16 protein-coding genes are annotated in these 17,072 nt (G+C 63.5%); 3 read left to right on the top strand and 13 right to left on the bottom strand.

Going from position 1 to position 17,072, the window contains the following annotated elements; genetic code table 11:
* Positions 1 to 45: 45 nt before the first annotated feature.
* The 5 genes from ntrX to dusB form a co-directional block, all read right to left on the bottom strand.
* Positions 46 to 1,410 (bottom strand): nitrogen assimilation response regulator NtrX, encoded by a 1,365-nt coding sequence (gene ntrX, locus KLP42_RS09800; protein ID WP_215566225.1) that lies wholly within the window; start codon positions 1,408 to 1,410, stop codon positions 46 to 48.
* The gene (locus KLP42_RS09805) at positions 1,400 to 3,670 is read right to left on the bottom strand and encodes a sensor histidine kinase NtrY-like (protein WP_215566227.1); all 2,271 of its coding nucleotides are present in this window, start codon (positions 3,668 to 3,670) and stop codon (positions 1,400 to 1,402) included. Before KLP42_RS09805 ends, ntrX begins: the two co-directional genes overlap by 11 nt.
* A gap of 193 nt (positions 3,671 to 3,863) precedes the next feature.
* Entirely contained in the window at positions 3,864 to 5,315 is a 1,452-nt protein-coding gene (gene ntrC / locus KLP42_RS09810) for a nitrogen regulation protein NR(I) (RefSeq protein ID WP_215566229.1), read from the bottom strand.
* Complete coding sequence (locus KLP42_RS09815) at positions 5,312 to 6,463, bottom strand: two-component system sensor histidine kinase NtrB (RefSeq protein ID WP_215566231.1); 1,152 nt, start codon at positions 6,461 to 6,463, stop codon at positions 5,312 to 5,314. The genes ntrC and KLP42_RS09815 overlap by 4 nt, the downstream gene beginning before the upstream one ends.
* On the bottom strand, positions 6,460 to 7,482 hold the full coding sequence (gene dusB, locus KLP42_RS09820) for a tRNA dihydrouridine synthase DusB (protein ID WP_215566233.1): 1,023 nt from the start codon (positions 7,480 to 7,482) through the stop codon (positions 6,460 to 6,462). Before dusB ends, KLP42_RS09815 begins: the two co-directional genes overlap by 4 nt.
* A 195-nt stretch (positions 7,483 to 7,677) precedes the next feature.
* On the opposite strand from dusB, the gene KLP42_RS09825 reads away from it, so the two are divergent.
* Together KLP42_RS09825 and KLP42_RS09830 are read left to right on the top strand one after the other, a co-directional pair.
* Positions 7,678 to 8,871: a bifunctional 2-C-methyl-D-erythritol 4-phosphate cytidylyltransferase/2-C-methyl-D-erythritol 2,4-cyclodiphosphate synthase gene (locus tag KLP42_RS09825; protein ID WP_215566235.1), complete on the top strand. Its 1,194-nt coding sequence runs from the start codon at positions 7,678 to 7,680 to the stop codon at positions 8,869 to 8,871.
* On the top strand, positions 8,868 to 9,368 hold the full coding sequence (locus KLP42_RS09830) for a CinA family protein (protein ID WP_215566237.1): 501 nt from the start codon (positions 8,868 to 8,870) through the stop codon (positions 9,366 to 9,368). Before KLP42_RS09825 ends, KLP42_RS09830 begins: the two co-directional genes overlap by 4 nt.
* On the opposite strand, the gene KLP42_RS09835 is transcribed toward KLP42_RS09830, so the two are convergent.
* On the bottom strand, positions 9,359 to 9,802 hold the full coding sequence (locus tag KLP42_RS09835; RefSeq protein WP_215566240.1) for a type II toxin-antitoxin system RatA family toxin: 444 nt from the start codon (positions 9,800 to 9,802) through the stop codon (positions 9,359 to 9,361). The two genes, KLP42_RS09830 and KLP42_RS09835, sit on opposite strands and share 10 nt — an antisense overlap.
* Positions 9,803 to 10,009: 207 nt before the next feature.
* Between KLP42_RS09835 and KLP42_RS09840 the strand changes: the two genes are divergently transcribed.
* Positions 10,010 to 10,177 carry a hypothetical protein gene (locus KLP42_RS09840; RefSeq protein ID WP_215566242.1) on the top strand — a complete coding sequence of 56 codons (168 nt, stop codon included), beginning with the start codon at positions 10,010 to 10,012 and terminating at the stop codon, positions 10,175 to 10,177.
* 12 nt (positions 10,178 to 10,189) lie between these two features.
* Here the strand turns inward: KLP42_RS09840 and lipA are convergent, their stop codons facing one another.
* The 7 genes from lipA to KLP42_RS09875 form a co-directional block, all read right to left on the bottom strand.
* On the bottom strand, positions 10,190 to 11,167 hold the full coding sequence (gene lipA / locus KLP42_RS09845) for a lipoyl synthase (RefSeq protein WP_215566245.1): 978 nt from the start codon (positions 11,165 to 11,167) through the stop codon (positions 10,190 to 10,192).
* A 36-nt stretch (positions 11,168 to 11,203) separates the two neighbouring features.
* Entirely contained in the window at positions 11,204 to 11,452 is a 249-nt protein-coding gene (locus KLP42_RS09850) for a GlsB/YeaQ/YmgE family stress response membrane protein (RefSeq protein ID WP_215566246.1), read from the bottom strand.
* 243 nt (positions 11,453 to 11,695) lie between these two features.
* Positions 11,696 to 13,141 (bottom strand): dihydrolipoyl dehydrogenase, encoded by a 1,446-nt coding sequence (lpdA, locus tag KLP42_RS09855; protein WP_215566248.1) that lies wholly within the window; start codon positions 13,139 to 13,141, stop codon positions 11,696 to 11,698.
* Positions 13,142 to 13,230: 89 nt separating this feature from the next.
* The gene (locus KLP42_RS09860; RefSeq protein ID WP_215566250.1) at positions 13,231 to 13,497 is read right to left on the bottom strand and encodes an HP1242/YdcH family protein; all 267 of its coding nucleotides are present in this window, start codon (positions 13,495 to 13,497) and stop codon (positions 13,231 to 13,233) included.
* Between the two features lie 89 nt (positions 13,498 to 13,586).
* On the bottom strand, positions 13,587 to 14,225 hold the full coding sequence (locus tag KLP42_RS09865; RefSeq protein ID WP_215566252.1) for an SGNH/GDSL hydrolase family protein: 639 nt from the start codon (positions 14,223 to 14,225) through the stop codon (positions 13,587 to 13,589).
* Between the two features lie 62 nt (positions 14,226 to 14,287).
* Positions 14,288 to 15,631 (bottom strand): pyruvate dehydrogenase complex dihydrolipoamide acetyltransferase, encoded by a 1,344-nt coding sequence (locus tag KLP42_RS09870; RefSeq protein ID WP_215566254.1) that lies wholly within the window; start codon positions 15,629 to 15,631, stop codon positions 14,288 to 14,290.
* A 15-nt stretch (positions 15,632 to 15,646) separates the two neighbouring features.
* Entirely contained in the window at positions 15,647 to 17,068 is a 1,422-nt protein-coding gene (locus KLP42_RS09875) for a pyruvate dehydrogenase complex E1 component subunit beta (RefSeq protein WP_215566256.1), read from the bottom strand.
* Between the last annotated feature and the right edge of the window lie 4 nt (positions 17,069 to 17,072).

Consider the following 17,072-nt stretch of genomic DNA (forward strand, 5'->3'; position numbering starts at 1 on the left):
CCCTTCATGGCCGCGCCAAGCCGCACGGCGAGTCCTGATAGCATATCAGACGCCGAGCGACTTCAACTTCCGATGCAGGGCGGACCGTTCCATGCCGACAAACTCGGCCGTGCGGGAAATGTTGCCGCCGAAACGGTTGATCTGCGCAACGAGATAGTCGCGCTCGAACATCTCGCGCGCCTCGCGCAGGGGCAACGTCATGATGTGATGATCGCCCTTGCCGGAAATCTTCGGCAGCATGTCGGCAAGATCGGTCGGCAGCATGTCGGCGGTGATCGGCGAGTCGGGACCGTCGGTGCGGGCGAGAATCATCAGCCGTTCGATATTGTTGCGCAGCTGGCGGATATTGCCCGGCCAGTCATGCGCCTGCAGCACCGCCATGGCGTCGTCGCCGATCTTGCGCTGGCGGATGCCGGTCTGTTCGGAAATCTGGCGCATGTAGAGATCGACCAGGAAGGGAATGTCCTCGCGCCGCTCCGCCAGCGACGGCACCTTGATCGGCACGACCGCCAGCCGGTGATACAGATCCTCGCGGAAGATCCCCTCGCTGATCAGGTTTTCCAGATTGTAGGCGGTCGATGAGATGATGCGAACGTCCACCTTCACCCGCTTGGAGCCGCCGACGCGCTCGAACTGCTGGTCCACCAGAACGCGCAGGATCTTGTTCTGCGTCTCGCGCGGCATTTCACCCACTTCGTCGAGATAGAGAATGCCGCGATGGGCCTCTTCCAGGGCGCCGATCTTGCGCGGCTGGCCGGGACCTCCCTCCGTACCGAACAGGGCGATTTCCATTCGCTCGGGCGTGATCGTGGCGGCGTTGAGCGCCACGAAGGGGCCACCGGCGCGCGAGGAACGGCGATGGATCATCCGCGCCACCAGCTCCTTGCCGGAACCGGAGGGTCCTAGAATCATGATGCGGCTGTTGGTGGGCGAAACCTTGTCGATCGTCTGGCGCAGCTGGGAAATGGCCACCGAGGTGCCGATCAGTTCCACCGCATCGCCGGTGCGACGCTTCAGTTCCGTCACCTCGCGACGCAGCTTGGAGTTTTCCAGCGCCCGCTCGGCGATCAGGATCAGCCGATCCGCCTTGAACGGCTTTTCGATGAAGTCGAAGGCACCGCGCTTGATGGCGGAAACGGCCGTCTCGATATTGCCGTGACCGGAAATCATCACCACCGGCAGGTCCGGATGGCGTGCCTTGATCTCGTCGAGCAGCGCCAGCCCGTCGAGCCGGCTGCCCTGCATCCAGATGTCCAGAAACACAAGACGCGGCACGCGGTCTGAAATGGCCGCCAGCGCGCTGTCGCTGTCATGGGCAGTGCGGGTTTCGTGCCCCTCGTCCGACAGAATGCCCGAAACGATCTCGCGGATGTCGGCCTCGTCATCCACAACCAGAATATCAGACGCCATGTGCCACTTCCTTGTCATTACCGGTTTCGGGCGCTGCCGCAGCGGGAGGATGCGGCAGGATCACCCGGATCATGGCGCCCTTGCCATGATCGAAATCGGCGGGTGCATCATGCAGTTCCAGCTGCCCGCCATGTTCCTCGATGATCTTCTTGACGATGGCGAGACCGAGCCCCGTCCCCTTTTCGCGCATCGTCATGTAAGGTTCCAGAATGCGGTGACGGTTTTCCACCGGCAGACCGCGGCCATTGTCGATCACATCGACGCGAAACTGATCGCGTGCCGCATCGAAGGCTGCCCGCACCAGGACCCGCTGGCCATCACGCGCCTCGTCGGCCGGCACGGCCTCGATCGATTCCACCGCATTCTTGATCAGGTTGCCGAAGGCCTGTCCCAGCATGCGCGAATCGAACAGGCCCTCCAGCGACGCCTCCCCCAGCTCGCGCTGGAACTGCACGTGGCTCGCCCCCATTTCCCTCAGGAAGATGGCATCGCGCAGGATGTCGCGCAGATCGGCCCGCTCCTTGGCGGGCTTCGGCATGCGGGCGAAGGCGGAAAACTCGTCCACCATGCGGCCGATATCGCCGACCTGCCGCACGATCGTATCGGTACACTGGTCGAAGACGGCGCGGTCGCTCTCGTCGATCTGCCGGCCATAGCGCCGCTTGAGGCGCTCGGCGGACAGCTGGATCGGCGTCAGCGGATTCTTGATCTCGTGGGCGATGCGCCGCGCCACATCCGCCCAGGCGGTTGAACGCTGCGCGATCACCAGATCGGTGATGTCATCCAGCGTGATGACGTAGGATTCGGCCGAATTGCGCTGCTCCTCGCGCGTCACCTGCACGGAAAGCGTCCGCTCCTTGCCGCCCCGCATGAGGTTGACCTCCTTGCGCAGATCACCGCGGGCACGCCCCGTCGCCTCTTTCAGCACCTGATCGACCTCCGGCACGATCTCCGCCAGCGAACGCCCGAGCAAAGCCTCGGCGTCAAGCCCAAGCAGTTCCTCGGCGGAAGGGTTGACGATGGAGATGCGGTGATCGTCCTCGACGCCGATCACGGCAGCCGTGACGCCGGACAGCACCGCCTCGATGAAACGGCGACGGTCATCCACCTCGTCCTTGGCCACCAGGATCTCGTCACGCTGACTGCGGATCTGCGAAATCATCTTGTTGAAGGTGCGCGACAGGTTGCCCACATCGCCATCGGCGGCACGCACCGGCACCACGACCGACAGATTGCCGGCCGCCACGCTGTCGGCGGCGCTGATCAGCAGGCGAATGGGACGGACGATCCGGTCGGCAACGGCAATCGCGGTCCAGATCGAGGCCAGCAGCACGATGAGAGCAAAGCCGAGATAAAGCACGGCAAAGGCCAGTTGCAGGCTGGCACGACCGGCCTCCATCGCCTTGTATTCGGCGCGGTTGTCTTCCATCAGCCGCATGGCGCCCATGACCTTGGGGTCGACGGCGCGGATCGTATAGAGGAAGGCGCCCGGCAGCGCGTCGAGCTTGATGATGGCGCCAACGAGGTTCGTCACGCCCGGCGGGATCAGCGTGGGCTGCCCGGCGGCCGAGCTTGCCAGAGCATCCTTCGGAATGGCCGGCAGCGGACGATCCGTCTTGATGTCGGCCTGGGCGATTGCCGCGCCATCCTCACGCACCAGGAAGGCGCCCAGCAGGCCGCGTCCGCGCGCCTGACGCGTCATCAGATCGACGAAACCTGTGCGGTCCAGATAGAACATCGCCCGGTTGCGCTCCAGATCATTGGCCATCGAAACGGTCTGACCCTGCAGGTAGCTGGCATTCTCGAGCATGTAGGCCTGCGCCACGTCGAGCGAGGACTGCACGATCGACTGCGTGCGCAGCGAAAACCAGCGGTCCAGCCCGACGTTCAGGGTGATGCTGGCAAAGATCGCCACCAGCACCGCCGGCGTGATGGCGACAATGGAGAACAGGACCACGATCCGCACATGCAGCCTGGCCGCCGCCCTGCCCCGCCGCCTCGCCTTGAGCAGACGCCCCACCTCGCGGCCGATGAGATACATCAGCCCGAGCACGAACAGCGCGTTGAGAACGGCCGAGGTGATGACCACCTGCGAAGTCGGCGCAACCGGCGTCAGTCCGAGAAGAACGAACAGGGTCGCGATGGCGCACAGCAATGCGCCGCCCGCCAGCAGCAGGCCCGGAAGGGCAAAGGACGCCCGCCGATCCTGCACCAACGTCGCCGGATCTTCTCCGACGGTCGTCGCCACGCCTTCATTCATGCGAAATTCACTCCCAGCCCTGAACGGTTCAGGGGTCATGCACGATGATCGCTCAACCGGTGGCGGACGCGCTTCACCCGTTCAGGTGCCGGAGAACCGGCGCATCGCACTCACCCAAGGTTGACGTGACCACTGAGCAACACATTGTGGCGAAAATGCAACGAAGCTGCATCAGGTGTCAAGCAGCAACCGCTCATGCACCGCGGGAGCTGCGATAGACCGAGACGCCGAGTTCGCGGATCTTCTTGCGCAGCGTGTTGCGGTTCAGGCCGAGCAGATCGGCAGCCTTGATCTGATTGCCGCGGGTGGCGGTAAGCGCCGCGAGAATCAGCGGATATTCCATTTCGGTCAGCACGCGGTCATAAAGGCCGGGCGGCGGCAGCGCATCGCCGAAGCTGGCGAAATAGGTGCGCATGTTCTCCTCCACTGCCTGGGCGATGGTGAGGTTGCCGCTGCGGGCACCCATCTTGTCGATCGGACTGTCCGGAACGTCGGAGCGCAGTTCCTGGTCGATGATCTCGCGGGTGATCACATCCTGCGGATAGAGCGCCATCAGGCGGCGCACGAGGTTCTCCAGTTCGCGCACATTGCCCGGCCAGGCATAGGCCTTCATGATGTCGAGCGCCTCGTTGTCGAAACGCTTGGCATCGAGCCCTTCCTTCTCGCCCATCTGCATAAAATGGCGCACGAGATCGGGAATGTCCTCGGCGCGATCGCGCAGCGGCGGCAGGCGCAGCGGCACAACGTTCAGGCGATAATACAGGTCCTCCCGGAACAGACCCTGATTGATCAGCTGCTTCAGGTCCTTGTTGGTGGCCGCCACGATGCGCACGTCGGTGCGGATCGGCGTGCGGCCGCCGACGGTGGTATATTCGCCCTGCTGCAGCACGCGCAGAAGCCTGGTCTGCGCATCCATCGGCATGTCGCCGATTTCATCGAGGAACAACGTGCCGCCCTCTGCCTGCTCGAAGCGGCCGGTGGAGCGGTTCTGCGCGCCGGTGAACGCGCCCTTCTCGTGACCGAACAGTTCCGATTCGATCAGGTCGCGCGGAATGGCCGCCATGTTGATCGCAACGAACGGGCCGTTGCGGCGCTTGCCGTAATCGTGCAGCGCGCGGGCCACAAGTTCCTTGCCGGTGCCCGATTCGCCGGTGATCATCAGCGTCAGGTCCGTCTGCATCAGGCGGGCGAGAACGCGATAGATTTCCTGCATGGCAGCCGAGCGGCCGACCAGCGGCATGCCGTCCTGCATGTCGTCGTCCAGCTTGGCCGGCTTGCGCTTCGGCTCGGCCAGCGCCCGGCCGATGATGGCGATCAGCTCCGTCAGGTCGAACGGCTTCGGCAGATAGTCGTAAGCGCCCTTCTCCGAGGCCTTGATGGCCGTCATGAAGGTGTTCTGCGCACTCATCACCAGCACCGGAAGCTCCGGCCTTGCCTTCTTGATGCGCGGCAGAAGGTCGAACGCGTTCTCGTCCGGCATCACCACATCGGTCACCACCAGATCACCCTCGCCCGCTGAAATCCAGCGCCAGAGCGTGGCGGCATTCGACGTGATGCGCACGTCATAACCGGCGCGGGTCAAGGCCTGGTTCAACACGGTGCGGATAGCCGCGTCGTCGTCGGCGACAAGGATCGTAGCGGTCATTTCAGGCTTCCTGTCGTGTTCAAGGGGCGGTTCTCATCCTGGGAACCATCATCCTTGTGCATGGGCATCAATACGCGGAAAATCGTGCGGCGCGCCTGGCTGTCGCATTCGACGATGCCGCCATGGGCGCCGATGATCTTGGCGACGAGCGCCAGCCCAAGGCCCGAGCCATTGGTCTTGGTGGTGATGAAGGGGTCGAAGAGATGCGGCAGGAGATCGCTCGGCACGCCGGGTCCGTTGTCGATCACGCAGAACTCCAGCGGCAGCGAGATTTTCTCGCGGGTTCCGGCCACGGACAGGCGGATGCCGGGACGATAGGCTGTCGTCAGCATGATCTCGCCGTCCTGCTGGTCGCCGATGGCTTCCGCGGCATTCTTGATCAGGTTGAGGAACACCTGCACCAGCTGGTCACGATTGGCAAAGACCGGCGGCAGCGACGGGTCGTAGTTCTCGAGGATCTTGATGTCGCGGGCAAAGCCGGCCTTGGCCACCGCCTTCACATGATCGAGGACCGAATGGATGTTGAGCGGCAGGCGATCCACCGGCCGCTCGTCTGAAAACACCTCCATCCGGTCGACCAGCGAGACGATGCGGTCGGTCTCGTCGCAGATCAGCCGGGTCAGCGCCCGATCCTCGTCGGCCACGGAGGTTTCCAGCAGCTGCGCAGCACCGCGAATGCCGGACAACGGATTCTTGATCTCATGCGCCAGCATGGAGGCAAGGCCGGTAACGGAGCGCGCCGCCGCCCTGTGCGTCAGCTGACGGTCGATCTTGTCGGCCATGCTGCGCTCCTGAAACACCACGACGACGGAGCCCGGCTCGCTGACCACCGGCGCCACGTAGAGATCGACGAGCTTTTCCTGGCCAAGCCGCGGCGAAGACAGATCCACCCGATACTCGTTGACGGGCGCGCGGCGCTCGCGCACCTGGTCGATCAGCGCGAGAAGCGGGCTGCCGAAGGGAATGAAGGTGGAGATCTTGTTGCGCGCCAGATGTGACGCACTTGCCCCGAAAAAGGCTTCCGCCTCCCAGTTGGCAAAGGCGATCACGCCGGCCTCGTTGACGAGAATCACCGGGTTCTGCACCGAATTCAGAACGGCCATGGCAAGCGCATTGCCTGCCGCCGTCTCCTGCGACGCCTTGCTCATGCCGCCTCCCTGCTGCCTGCATGGCTGCGATACGCCGCCAGTTCCTCGCCCAGAACGCGGAGCACCATGTCCGGATCCTTTTCAGTCATCAATCCTGCCTTTCGCTCCGCCGCCATGTGAGGTGCGAAGCGGTCCAGATACCAGCCGACATGCTTGCGGGCATGGCGCAGGCCGGCCTCGCGACCATAGAAGCCGAGCATCAACTCATAATGTTCGCACGCCACCGCCGCCATCTCCGTGGAGGATGGGTGACCTCTGCCGGCCAGCACGCCCGGATGCCAGGGACGTCCCTGCGCACCGCGGCCGAGCATGACCGCATCCGCGCCCGACCGTCGCAGGATCTCCTGCGCATCGGCAAGCGTTTCCACGTCACCATTGGCAATCAGCGGGATCGACAGGACCTCGCGCACGCGGCGGATCGCATCCCAGTCGGCGCGCCCCTCGTAGAACTGCTGGCGCGTGCGGCCATGCACCGTCACGAGAGCGACGCCGGCCGCTTCGGCGCGCGCGGCGATCTGCGGCGCGTTGAGCGACTGGTCGTCCCAGCCGAGCCGCATCTTGACAGTGACCGGTACCCTGACTGCGGCAACGACCGCCTCGATCAGCGACAGCGCATGATCGGGATCGCGCATCAACGCCGAGCCGGAATAGCCGCCCGTCACCTTCTTGGCCGGACAGCCCATGTTGATATCAATGATGTCTGCGCCATTGGCTTCGGCAATCCGGGCAGCCTCCGCCATCCAGTGCGCCTCGCGCCCCGCAAGCTGCACCATGTGCGGCCGGATGCCAGTACCCTTCAGCCGCTCCCAGGATTCGCCGCGGTTATGCGCCAGCTCGCGGCTTGCCACCATTTCGGTCACGACCAGACCTGCCCCGTAGCGCCAGGCCAGCTGACGGAACGGCAGATCGGTCACGCCCGACATCGGCGCAAGCACAACGCGGTTGCGGATGGCCACGGAACCGATGCAGAAGGGGCTGGCGAGACTGATGGGACTCAAATGATGATCTTTCGGGCACATGCGAGCTCTGCACTATTTTTATTCACAGTTTGTGCATTTGCCAAGTGCTATTCCCAAACTGCGTTATTTCTGGGCGACGTGCTGGAAAAGGGCGTTTTGAGTCTATAGTTCTGCGCTGTCAACATGCGAAGTCCATCCCCTGGCCGCAAACTGAGCACGTCATCAACCGAATAAGCGATCCTGACAGGCAGTTTCATGAAAATCGGCATCGTTATCGTGGCAGCAGGGCGCGGGGAACGGGCCGGCGCGGCTGCGGAAGGCCCGAAGCAATATCGCAGGATCGGCGGCGAGCCGGTCATCCGCCACACGCTGCGCGCCTTTCTCACCTGGGAAAAGGCCGGACCCGTAGTGGCGGTGATCCATCCGGACGACGAGGCCCTGTTTGCCGCCGCCAGCGCCGGACTTGCGGGGGCCGGGCGCGTTCTCACCACGCATGGCGGCGCCACACGTCAGCAGTCGGTCCTTGCGGGCCTGCGCGTGCTTGCGGACACCGACGCCACGCATGTGATGATCCATGATGCGGCACGCCCCTTCGTCGATCATCCGCTGCTGGAGCGCATTGCCGCGATGCTCGAGGCGGGCCATGCCGCCGTGCTGCCGGCGCTTGCCGTCACCGATACGCTGAAGCGCATCGGCGGGAATGGCACCGTGCAGGAAACGGTGTCGCGCGCCGGCCTGTTTGCCGCCCAGACGCCGCAGAGCTTCGGTCTTGCCGCCATTCTCGCCGCCCATGACAAGGCGGCTGCCGCAGCGCGCGACGATTTTACCGACGATGCCGCGATTGCCGAATGGGCAGGGCATGCCGTCTCGCTGGTGGAAGGCGCTGCGGACAACATCAAGCTGACGATCAGGAGAGACATTGCCATGGCCGACGAAAAGCTGAGCAGGCAGGCGGCATTGCCGGACGTGCGCACCGGAAACGGCTATGACGTGCACCAACTGGTGCCGGGCGACGGCGTGACGCTGTGCGGCGTCTTCATTGCGCATGACCAGCGCCTCAGCGGACATTCCGATGCCGATGTGGCACTGCATGCGCTGACCGACGCGCTGCTGGCCACCTGCGGTGCCGGCGATATCGGCGACCACTTTCCGCCCTCCGATCCGCAGTGGAAGGGCGCCGCCTCCCGCATCTTCCTCGCCCATGCCGCGGATGTGGTGCGCAAGCGCGGCGGCGTGATCACCAATGCCGACATTTCGCTGATCGCGGAAGCACCGAAAATCGCCCCGCACCGTGAAACCATGTGCCAGAACCTGTCGGAAATCCTCGGCATTTCGCGCGAGCGGTGTTCGGTGAAGGCAACCACCAACGAGAAGATCGGCTTCATCGGCCGCAAGGAAGGCATCGCCGCCATCGCCACCGCCACCGTCGTCTATGGAGTGCTGGCATGAGCGCCTTCGCCCCGGACATGCTCGAAAGCGCCGCGGCCATCGTCCGGCTCTATGCCGCCGAGGGCAAGCGGATTGCCACCGCGGAATCCTGCACCGGCGGGCTGATTGCCGGGGTTCTGACAGAAATCGCCGGCTCGTCCGCCGTCGTGGATCGCGGCTTCGTCACCTACAGCAACGAAGCAAAGACGGATCTGCTCGGCGTGATGCCGACGACGCTGGATCATTTCGGCGCCGTGTCGCGAGAAACCGCGCTGCAGATGGCGCGTGGTGCACTGTTTCGCTCACGCGCCCACTCCGCCATTGCCGTCACCGGCATTGCGGGACCGGGCGGCGGTTCGACCGACAAGCCGGTGGGGCTCGTGCATCTGGCCGCGATGAGTCGCGATGGAAGGCTTTTCCATCGCGAGATGCGCTATGGCGATCTCGGCCGTGACGGCGTCCGCACCGCCACCGTCCGCACGGCACTGGCGCTGCTGGCGGACCTTGTTCAGGCGTAGATCTTGTCCGCCCGCGCCTCAAAGGCTTCGGCGAACATGCGGAAGGCGCGGTCGAACATCGAGCCCATCACGGCGCCCAGGATGCGGCTCTTGAACTCGTAGTCGATGAAGAAATTGACGACGCAGCCCTCGGGCGCCGGCGAAAAGGTCCAGCGATTGTCCAGATATTTGAACGGACCTTCGATATATTTCACGTCGATGGTCAGTTCCGCCGGATTCAGCAGCACCTGCGTGGTGAAGGTCTCGCGGATCGCCTTGTAGCCGACGGTCATGTCGGCAATCAGCAGGGTCTTGCCGTCCCGCTCCCTGCGCGAGCGCACGCTCAGCCCCTCGCAGAGCGGCAGGAACTGCGGATACTTCTCGACATCGGCCACAAGGGCAAACATGTCTTCCGGAGAATGGCGAACGGGGCGATGATTTTCGAACTTTGGCATGGAATTGAGCTAATGGCGGGCGGGCGGCTTGGCAAGTGACAGTTGGTCGCGAGCAGGGCAAGGTCCAATCACGGGCAAGCCTAATGTGAAATTAACCTTTATCCCCAAGAATTGTAATTCACGAACCCCTGATTTATCGATCATGACGCATTTTCGCGTAAAAGCAGCATGCAGATTAGCCCTGACAAAAGCCCCACAGACAGGACAATGGACGACTTTACCCAGATCATGCGGCTGCTGGAATCGGCACGGCAACTTGCGGACATGAACCAGCTGCCGATGCTGGTCTATCTCGTCGAGATGGCAAAGGCGGAGGCCCGCAGCCACCGTTTCGAGCTGCGGGATAAAAAGCGCGGCCAGGCGATTTCCAAATAGCGCTGCCGCCCCTTACTCGGCGGCAGCCAGAAGCTTCTTCTCGCGCGCAGCTTTCAGCCGGGCGAAATCGTCGCCGGCGTGATGCGACGAGCGGGTGAGCGGGCTGGACGACACCATCAGGAAGCCCTTGGTATAGGCCACAGTCTCGTAGGACTTGAACTCCTCCGGCGTGACGAACTTTTCCACCTTGTGGTGCTTGCGCGTCGGCTGCAGGTACTGGCCGATGGTCAGGAAGTCCACGTCGGCGGTGCGCAGGTCATCCATCAGCTGAAGCACCTCGTTACGCTCCTCGCCGAGGCCGACCATGATGCCGGACTTGGTGAACATGGTCGGGTCCAGTTCCTTCACCCGCTGCAGCAGGCGGATGGAATGGAAATAGCGCGCACCGGGGCGAACCGTGAGGTAATTGCCGGCAACCGTTTCCATGTTGTGATTGAAGACATCGGGCTTGGCCGCCACGACACGCTCCAGCGCACCTGGCTTCTTCAGGAAATCCGGCGTCAGGATCTCGATCGTCGTGGAAGGCGACGCGGCGCGGATCGCCCAGATCACCTTCTCGAAGTGCTCGGCACCGCCATCCTCCAGATCGTCGCGGTCGACAGAGGTGATGACGACATGGCTGAGGCCCATCTGGCGCACGGCCTTGGCGACGTTTTCCGGCTCGTCCTGGTCAAGAGCGTTCGGTTTGCCGGTCGCCACGTTGCAGAAGGCACAGGCGCGCGTACAGATCTCGCCCATGATCATGAAGGTGGCGTGCTTCTTGTCCCAGCACTCGCCGATGTTCGGGCAGCCGGCTTCCTCGCAGACGGTGACCAGCTTGTGGCTGCGCACCAGCTCGCGCGTTTCCTGATATCCCTTCGAGGTCGGCGCCTTGACGCGGATCCACTCCGGTTTGCGCATCACTTCCGTATCGGGACGATGCGCCTTTTCCGGATGCCGGACGCGCTTTGCATCGTCCGGGGACGACATCCGATCGAGGATTGTGACCATGACTAACCTGCTTTCAAACCGCCTCCAGCCGGCGGATTAGCGTCTTACGAGTTTGGCGACAAATAACAGAGCGCACGCGCCAAGGAAACCGCTGACCAGACCGCCCCAGGCACCGGGCTCGACCCAGATGCCGGCGCGTTCCAGAACCGCCGTGGCAAGCGCTGCCCCCACCACGCCGATAACGATGTTCATGAACACGCCGAAGCGCAGATCCATCAACATGCCTGCCAGCCAGCCGGCGAGACCGCCGACGATGATGGTGCCGAAGAAACCCAAACCTTCCATGACCGTCCTTCCGTTTTCGGACACTCATATGGTCCCGACAAGGGCGAGACGCAATGCGACATCAGCGGCTTTGCGCCGGCGCCACGTTGGGCGCCATGTTGCGGCAGCCCCCCTCATCCGGCCCTTCGGGACACCTTCTCCCCGAGGGGAGAAGGGATGTCGTTGCGGCCTCTCACCCAGCCTGCGTGCCGTCAGCCGAGAACCCCTTCCCGCCCCGCGGCGCAGAAGGGCTGATCGGCAAAATCAGGCGTTCAGCACCCGGCCATAGGCGTCGAGCACGCTTTCCTTCATCATTTCCGAGAGCGTCGGATGCGGGAAGATGGTGTGCATCAACTCCTCCTCGGTCGTCTCAAGGTTCATGGCGACGACGAAACCCTGGATGAGTTCGGTGACTTCCGCACCGACCATGTGGGCGCCGATCAGTTCGCCGGTCTTCTTGTCGAAGATCGTCTTGATCATGCCCTGGTCTTCACCGAGCGCGATCGCCTTGCCGTTGGCGTTGAAGTTGTAGCGGCCCACGCGGATCTCGCGGCCCTGCTCCTTCGCCTTGGCTTCCGTCAGACCGACGGAGGCGACCTGCGGGTTGCAATAGGTGCAGCCCGGGATCTTGGCCTTGTCCATCGGATGCACGCCCGGCACGCCGGCGATTTTCTCGACGCAGATGACACCCTCGTGCTCGGCCTTGTGGGCCAGCATCGGCGGGCCGGCCACGTCGCCGATTGCGTAGAGGCCCGGCACGTTGGTCTTGCCATAGCCATCGATGACGATGCAGCCGCGATCGGTCTTGACGCCCAGCGCTTCCAGGCCGAGATTTTCGATATTGCCCTGCACGCCGACAGCCGAGATCAGGCGATCCGCCGTAATCTGCTGCACCTTGCCATCCTTGGTCTCGACATGGGCGGTGATCGAGTTCGCACCCTTCTCGACCTTGGAGACCTTGGCTTCGGTGATGATCTTCAGGCCGCGCTTTTCAAGCTGCTTGCGAGCGAAGGTGGAGATTTCCACGTCTTCGACCGGCATGATGTTCGGCATCAGCTCGATGACGGTGACGTCAACGCCCATCGAACGGTAGAAGGAGGCAAATTCGATGCCGATGGCGCCGGAGCCCATGACGACGATCGACTTCGGCATGAAGTCCGGCTTCATGGCCTCGAAATAGGTCCAGATCAGCTTGCCATCCGGCTCGATGCCGGGCAGCGCGCGCGGACGCGCACCGGTCGCGACGATGATATGCTTGGCGGTGTAGGTGCCCTCGCCCAGCACGCCCTTCGGAACCGGGTTCTGCGGCTGCACGGCCGGCTTCGATGACGGGCCGACGACGATCTCGCCGGGCTTGGTGAGCTTTGCCTCACCCCAGATCACGTCGACCTTGTTTTTCTTCATCAGGAAAGCGACGCCGCCGTTGAGACGGGCGGACACGCCACGCGAGCGGGCGACGACATCCTTCACATCGGCGGTCATGGTGCCGTTCAGAGTCAGGCCGTAAGCCTTGGCATGATTGGCATGGTCGAGGATCTCGGCCGAGCGCAGCAGCGCCTTGGTCGGGATGCAGCCCCAGTTGAGGCAGATGCCACCCAGATGCTCGCGCTCCACGATGGCGGTCTTGAGCCCCAGCTGCGCGGCGCGAATGGCGGTTACATAGCCGCCGGGGCCGGAACCGATGATGATGACGTCGTAGGATTGAGCCATGGGCGCTTCCACTCCTTCAAGAATTTGTCGAACCGGCGCTCGGCCGTCGTCTTCCGTTCTTCTCGGGAGTGGAAGCGGTGGCGGATCCTCTAGACTTCGGCCTCCTCGGCCAGCGGCTCCGCCCGCATCAACATCCCGTGTATTTCATCCTTCAGGGCCAGGCGCTCTTTGCGCATGCCCGCCATACGGACGTCATCGCAGGGTTCAAGATCCGTCTCGGCCCGATGGATGCGATGGTTGACGTCCTCGTACTGGGTTGCGATCCGGTGAAAGTGACCGTCCGTCTCGCGCAGGTGGCGCATCTTGACCAGATGCTCCGGAAATTCCTCCGCGAGATGGTGTGGGGTATTCGACATGACCTTCCCTCCGTCTTTTGACTTCGGTTGTCATGCTACTCTCACCGTCTGCGTGTCCTCCTTGACCCTGATCAAACTTTTGCGCGGCCTCACAGGCCAAGCATCATGCGCACCACAGGCTCGATGCCACGGCCGATCGCGCGGGTATTGTCCGCATCCAGATGGATGCCGTCGAGCCGCGTCGTGAGGGCGACCGAGCCTGCATCGAAGAAGCCGCAGCCCAGTTCGTCGGCCGCGTCGCGATACATGCTGGCCAGCATGGCGCCTTCCCCGACCGAGTGATTGAACTGCGGACCGAACAAGGCATCCGCCGTCTCGCAGATTGGCGGCGGCGAGACGATCAGCACGTCCGGCGCCTCGAAGTCGAACCCCCAGTCGTGATGCTTCACCAGCTTCACCAGCCGCTTGACGCCGTTGGTGGCGCCGATCGCCGTGCCCTGGATGCCGCGCTTCAGATCATTTGTGCCCAGCATGATGACGACGAGATCGAGCGGCTTGTGGGTGGCAAGGAGGCTCGGCAGCAGCTTCACCCCGTTGCGCTCGGCATCGCCCAGATGATCGTCATAGGCGGTGGTCCGGCCGTTCAATCCCTCTGCAATCACCCTGACCCCGTGCCCCAGCGCCTTCTGAAGCACGCTGGTCCAGCGGTCCTCATAGGCGTGGCGACTACGCGACACCGGATCATAGCCCCAGGTCAGACTGTCGCCATAAGCGAGAACGGTTTTCATGTACGGCCCACCTCCCGGAGAAAGACGCAGAGAGGCGGCTCGCACCGCCCCTCCTCATCCCGTCAGACCAGCATACCCATCGGGTTTTCGATGTAGCGCTTGAAGGCGCCGAGCAGTTCGGCTCCCAGCGCGCCATCGACGGCGCGGTGATCGGTCGACAGCGTGACGGTCATGACATTGGCGATCTTCATCTCGCCCTTCTTCACGACCACGCGCTCCTCGCCGGCACCGACCGCCAGAATGGTGGCATGCGGCGGATTGACCACGGCGGCGAAGTTCTTGACGCCCATCATGCCCATGTTGGACACGGCCGTCGTGCCGCCCTGATACTCTTCCGGCTTCAGCTTGCGTTCCTTGGCGCGCTTGCCATAGTCCTTCATCTCGTTGGAGATGGCCGACAGGCTCTTCGTCTCGGCCTTGCGAATGATCGGGGTGATCAGGCCGCCCGGGATCGATACGGCAACGCCGACATCGGAATGCTTATGCTTGACCATGGCGCTGTCGGTCCAGGAGACGTTGGCATCCGGAACATCGCGCAGCGCGAGCGCCAGAGCCTTGATCACCATGTCGTTGACCGAAAGCTTGTAGGCCGGCTTGCCATCCTTTTCAGGGGCAGCCGCATTGAGCTGGGCACGCAGGGCCAGCAGCGCATCCAGCTCGCAATCCACCGAAACGTAGAAGTGCGGGATGGTCTGCTTGCTTTCCTGCAGGCGCTTGGCGATCGTCTTGCGCATGCCATCATGCGGCACGAGTTCGTAGGAACCCTGCTCGAACAGCTTGAGCACGGCCTCGTCCGACGGACCCTTGGCAAGAGCCGGTGCCGGTGCGGCAGCAGGGGCCGGTGCGGCAGCCACGGGTGCGGCCTTTGCCGAACCGCCAGCCACGGCCTTTTCGACGTCCGACTTCACGACACGGCCCTTCGGACCGGAGCCCGATACCTTGGCAATGTCGATGCCGGCTTCCTTCGCCACGCGACGGGCCAGCGGCGAGGAGAAGACACGGTCGCCAGTGGTCGCAGCCGGAGCCGGTTGAACGGCAGGCGCGCCAGCCGGTGCAGCGGACGCGGCAGGCGCGGCCTCCGCCTTGGCCGGAGCCGGTGCAGCGTCCGCCTTCGGTGCCGGTGCGGCCGAACCGCCGCCGGCGGCAGCGGCCGCCACATCCTCACCATCGGCGGCGAGAATCGCGATCAGCGCGTTGACCTTGACGGCCTCGGTGCCGGCGGGAACGACGATCTTGGCAACGACGCCTTCATCGACGGCTTCCACTTCCATCGTGGCCTTGTCGGTCTCGATCTCGGCGATCACATCGCCGGACTTGACCGTGTCGCCTTCCTTGACGAGCCACTTGGCGAGATTGCCCTCTTCCATCGTGGGAGAGAGGGCGGGCATGGTGATGTTGATCGGCATGAGCCTGCCCTCCCGTTACTTGTAGCAGACGGCTTTGACGGCCTGGACCACTTCGCCGACATTCGGCAGAGCGAGCTTTTCGAGATTGGCCGCATACGGCATCGGCACATCCTTGCCGGCGATCGTGATGACCGGGGCATCGAGATAGTCGAACGCCTCGCGCTGCACCGAGTTGGCGATGAAATCGCCGACGGACGACTGCGGGAAGCCTTCTTCCACCGTCACCAGACGGCCGGTCTTCTTCACCGACTCGATCACGGCCGGCAGGTCCATCGGACGCAGCGTGCGCAGGTCGATCAGTTCGACATCGATGCCGGCCTGTTCCAGCTCGGCAACAGCCTTGACCGCATAGGTCATGCCGATGCCCCAGGAAACCATCGTCACGTCCTTGCCAGCGCGATGAATGCGCGCCTTGCCGATCGGCAGCACGAAATCATCCATCTTCGGCACTTCGAAGGACTGGCCGTAGAGGATTTCGTTTTCCAGGAAGATGACCGGGTTCGGGTCGCGGATCGCCGCCTTCAGAAGGCCCTTGGCATCGGCAGCCGTGTAAGGCTGGATGACCTTGAGACCCGGAATGTGGCTGTACCACGCGCCGTAATCCTGGCTGTGCTGGGCCGCCACGCGGGCAGCCGCACCGTTCGGACCGCGGAACACCATCGGTGCGCCCATCTGGCCGCCCGACATGTAGAGCGTCTTGGCGGCCGAGTTGATGATCTGGTCGATCGCCTGCATGGCGAAGTTGAAGGTCATGAACTCGACGATCGGCTTCAGGCCGGCCATGGCCGCACCGACGCCGACACCGGCAAAGCCGTGTTCGGTGATCGGAGTGTCGATGACGCGCTGCGCACCGAATTCCTGCAGCAGACCCTGGGTGATCTTGTAGGCGCCCTGGTATTCGGCAACCTCTTCACCCATGACGAAGACGTCCGGATCGCGGCGCATTTCTTCGGCCATGGCGTCGCGCAGTGCTTCACGCACCGTCATCGTCACCATCTCGGTACCGGCCGGAATGTCCGGATCGGAGGAGACCTCGGTCTTCGGCTGGGCCGGAACCTTGTGATCGGCCGACGAACCGGGTTCATCGCTGGCTTCGCGCGCCTTGCCACCGGCAGAATCGGAGGTTGCCGCCGGGGTATCGGCATCGGCCTTCGGTGCGGCTGCCGGCGCGGCAGACATCGCATCCGCGCTTTCGCCTTCCTGCAGCAGGATGGCGATCGGCGTATTGACCTTGACGTTCTCGGTGCCGGCATCGATCAGCAGCTTGCCGATGACACCTTCATCGACGGCTTCCACTTCCATGGTCGCCTTGTCGGTTTCGATTTCGGCGATCACGTCGCCGGAGGTGACCGTGTCACCTTCCTTCTTCAGCCACTTGGACAGCGTGCCTTCTTCCATGGTCGGAGAGAGGGCGGGCATGAGAATATTGATCGGCATGGGT

It is taken from the genome of Rhizobium sp. CSW-27 (assembly GCF_018760785.1).
In the GTDB taxonomy this organism is placed as follows: Bacteria; Pseudomonadota; Alphaproteobacteria; order Rhizobiales; family Rhizobiaceae; genus Neorhizobium.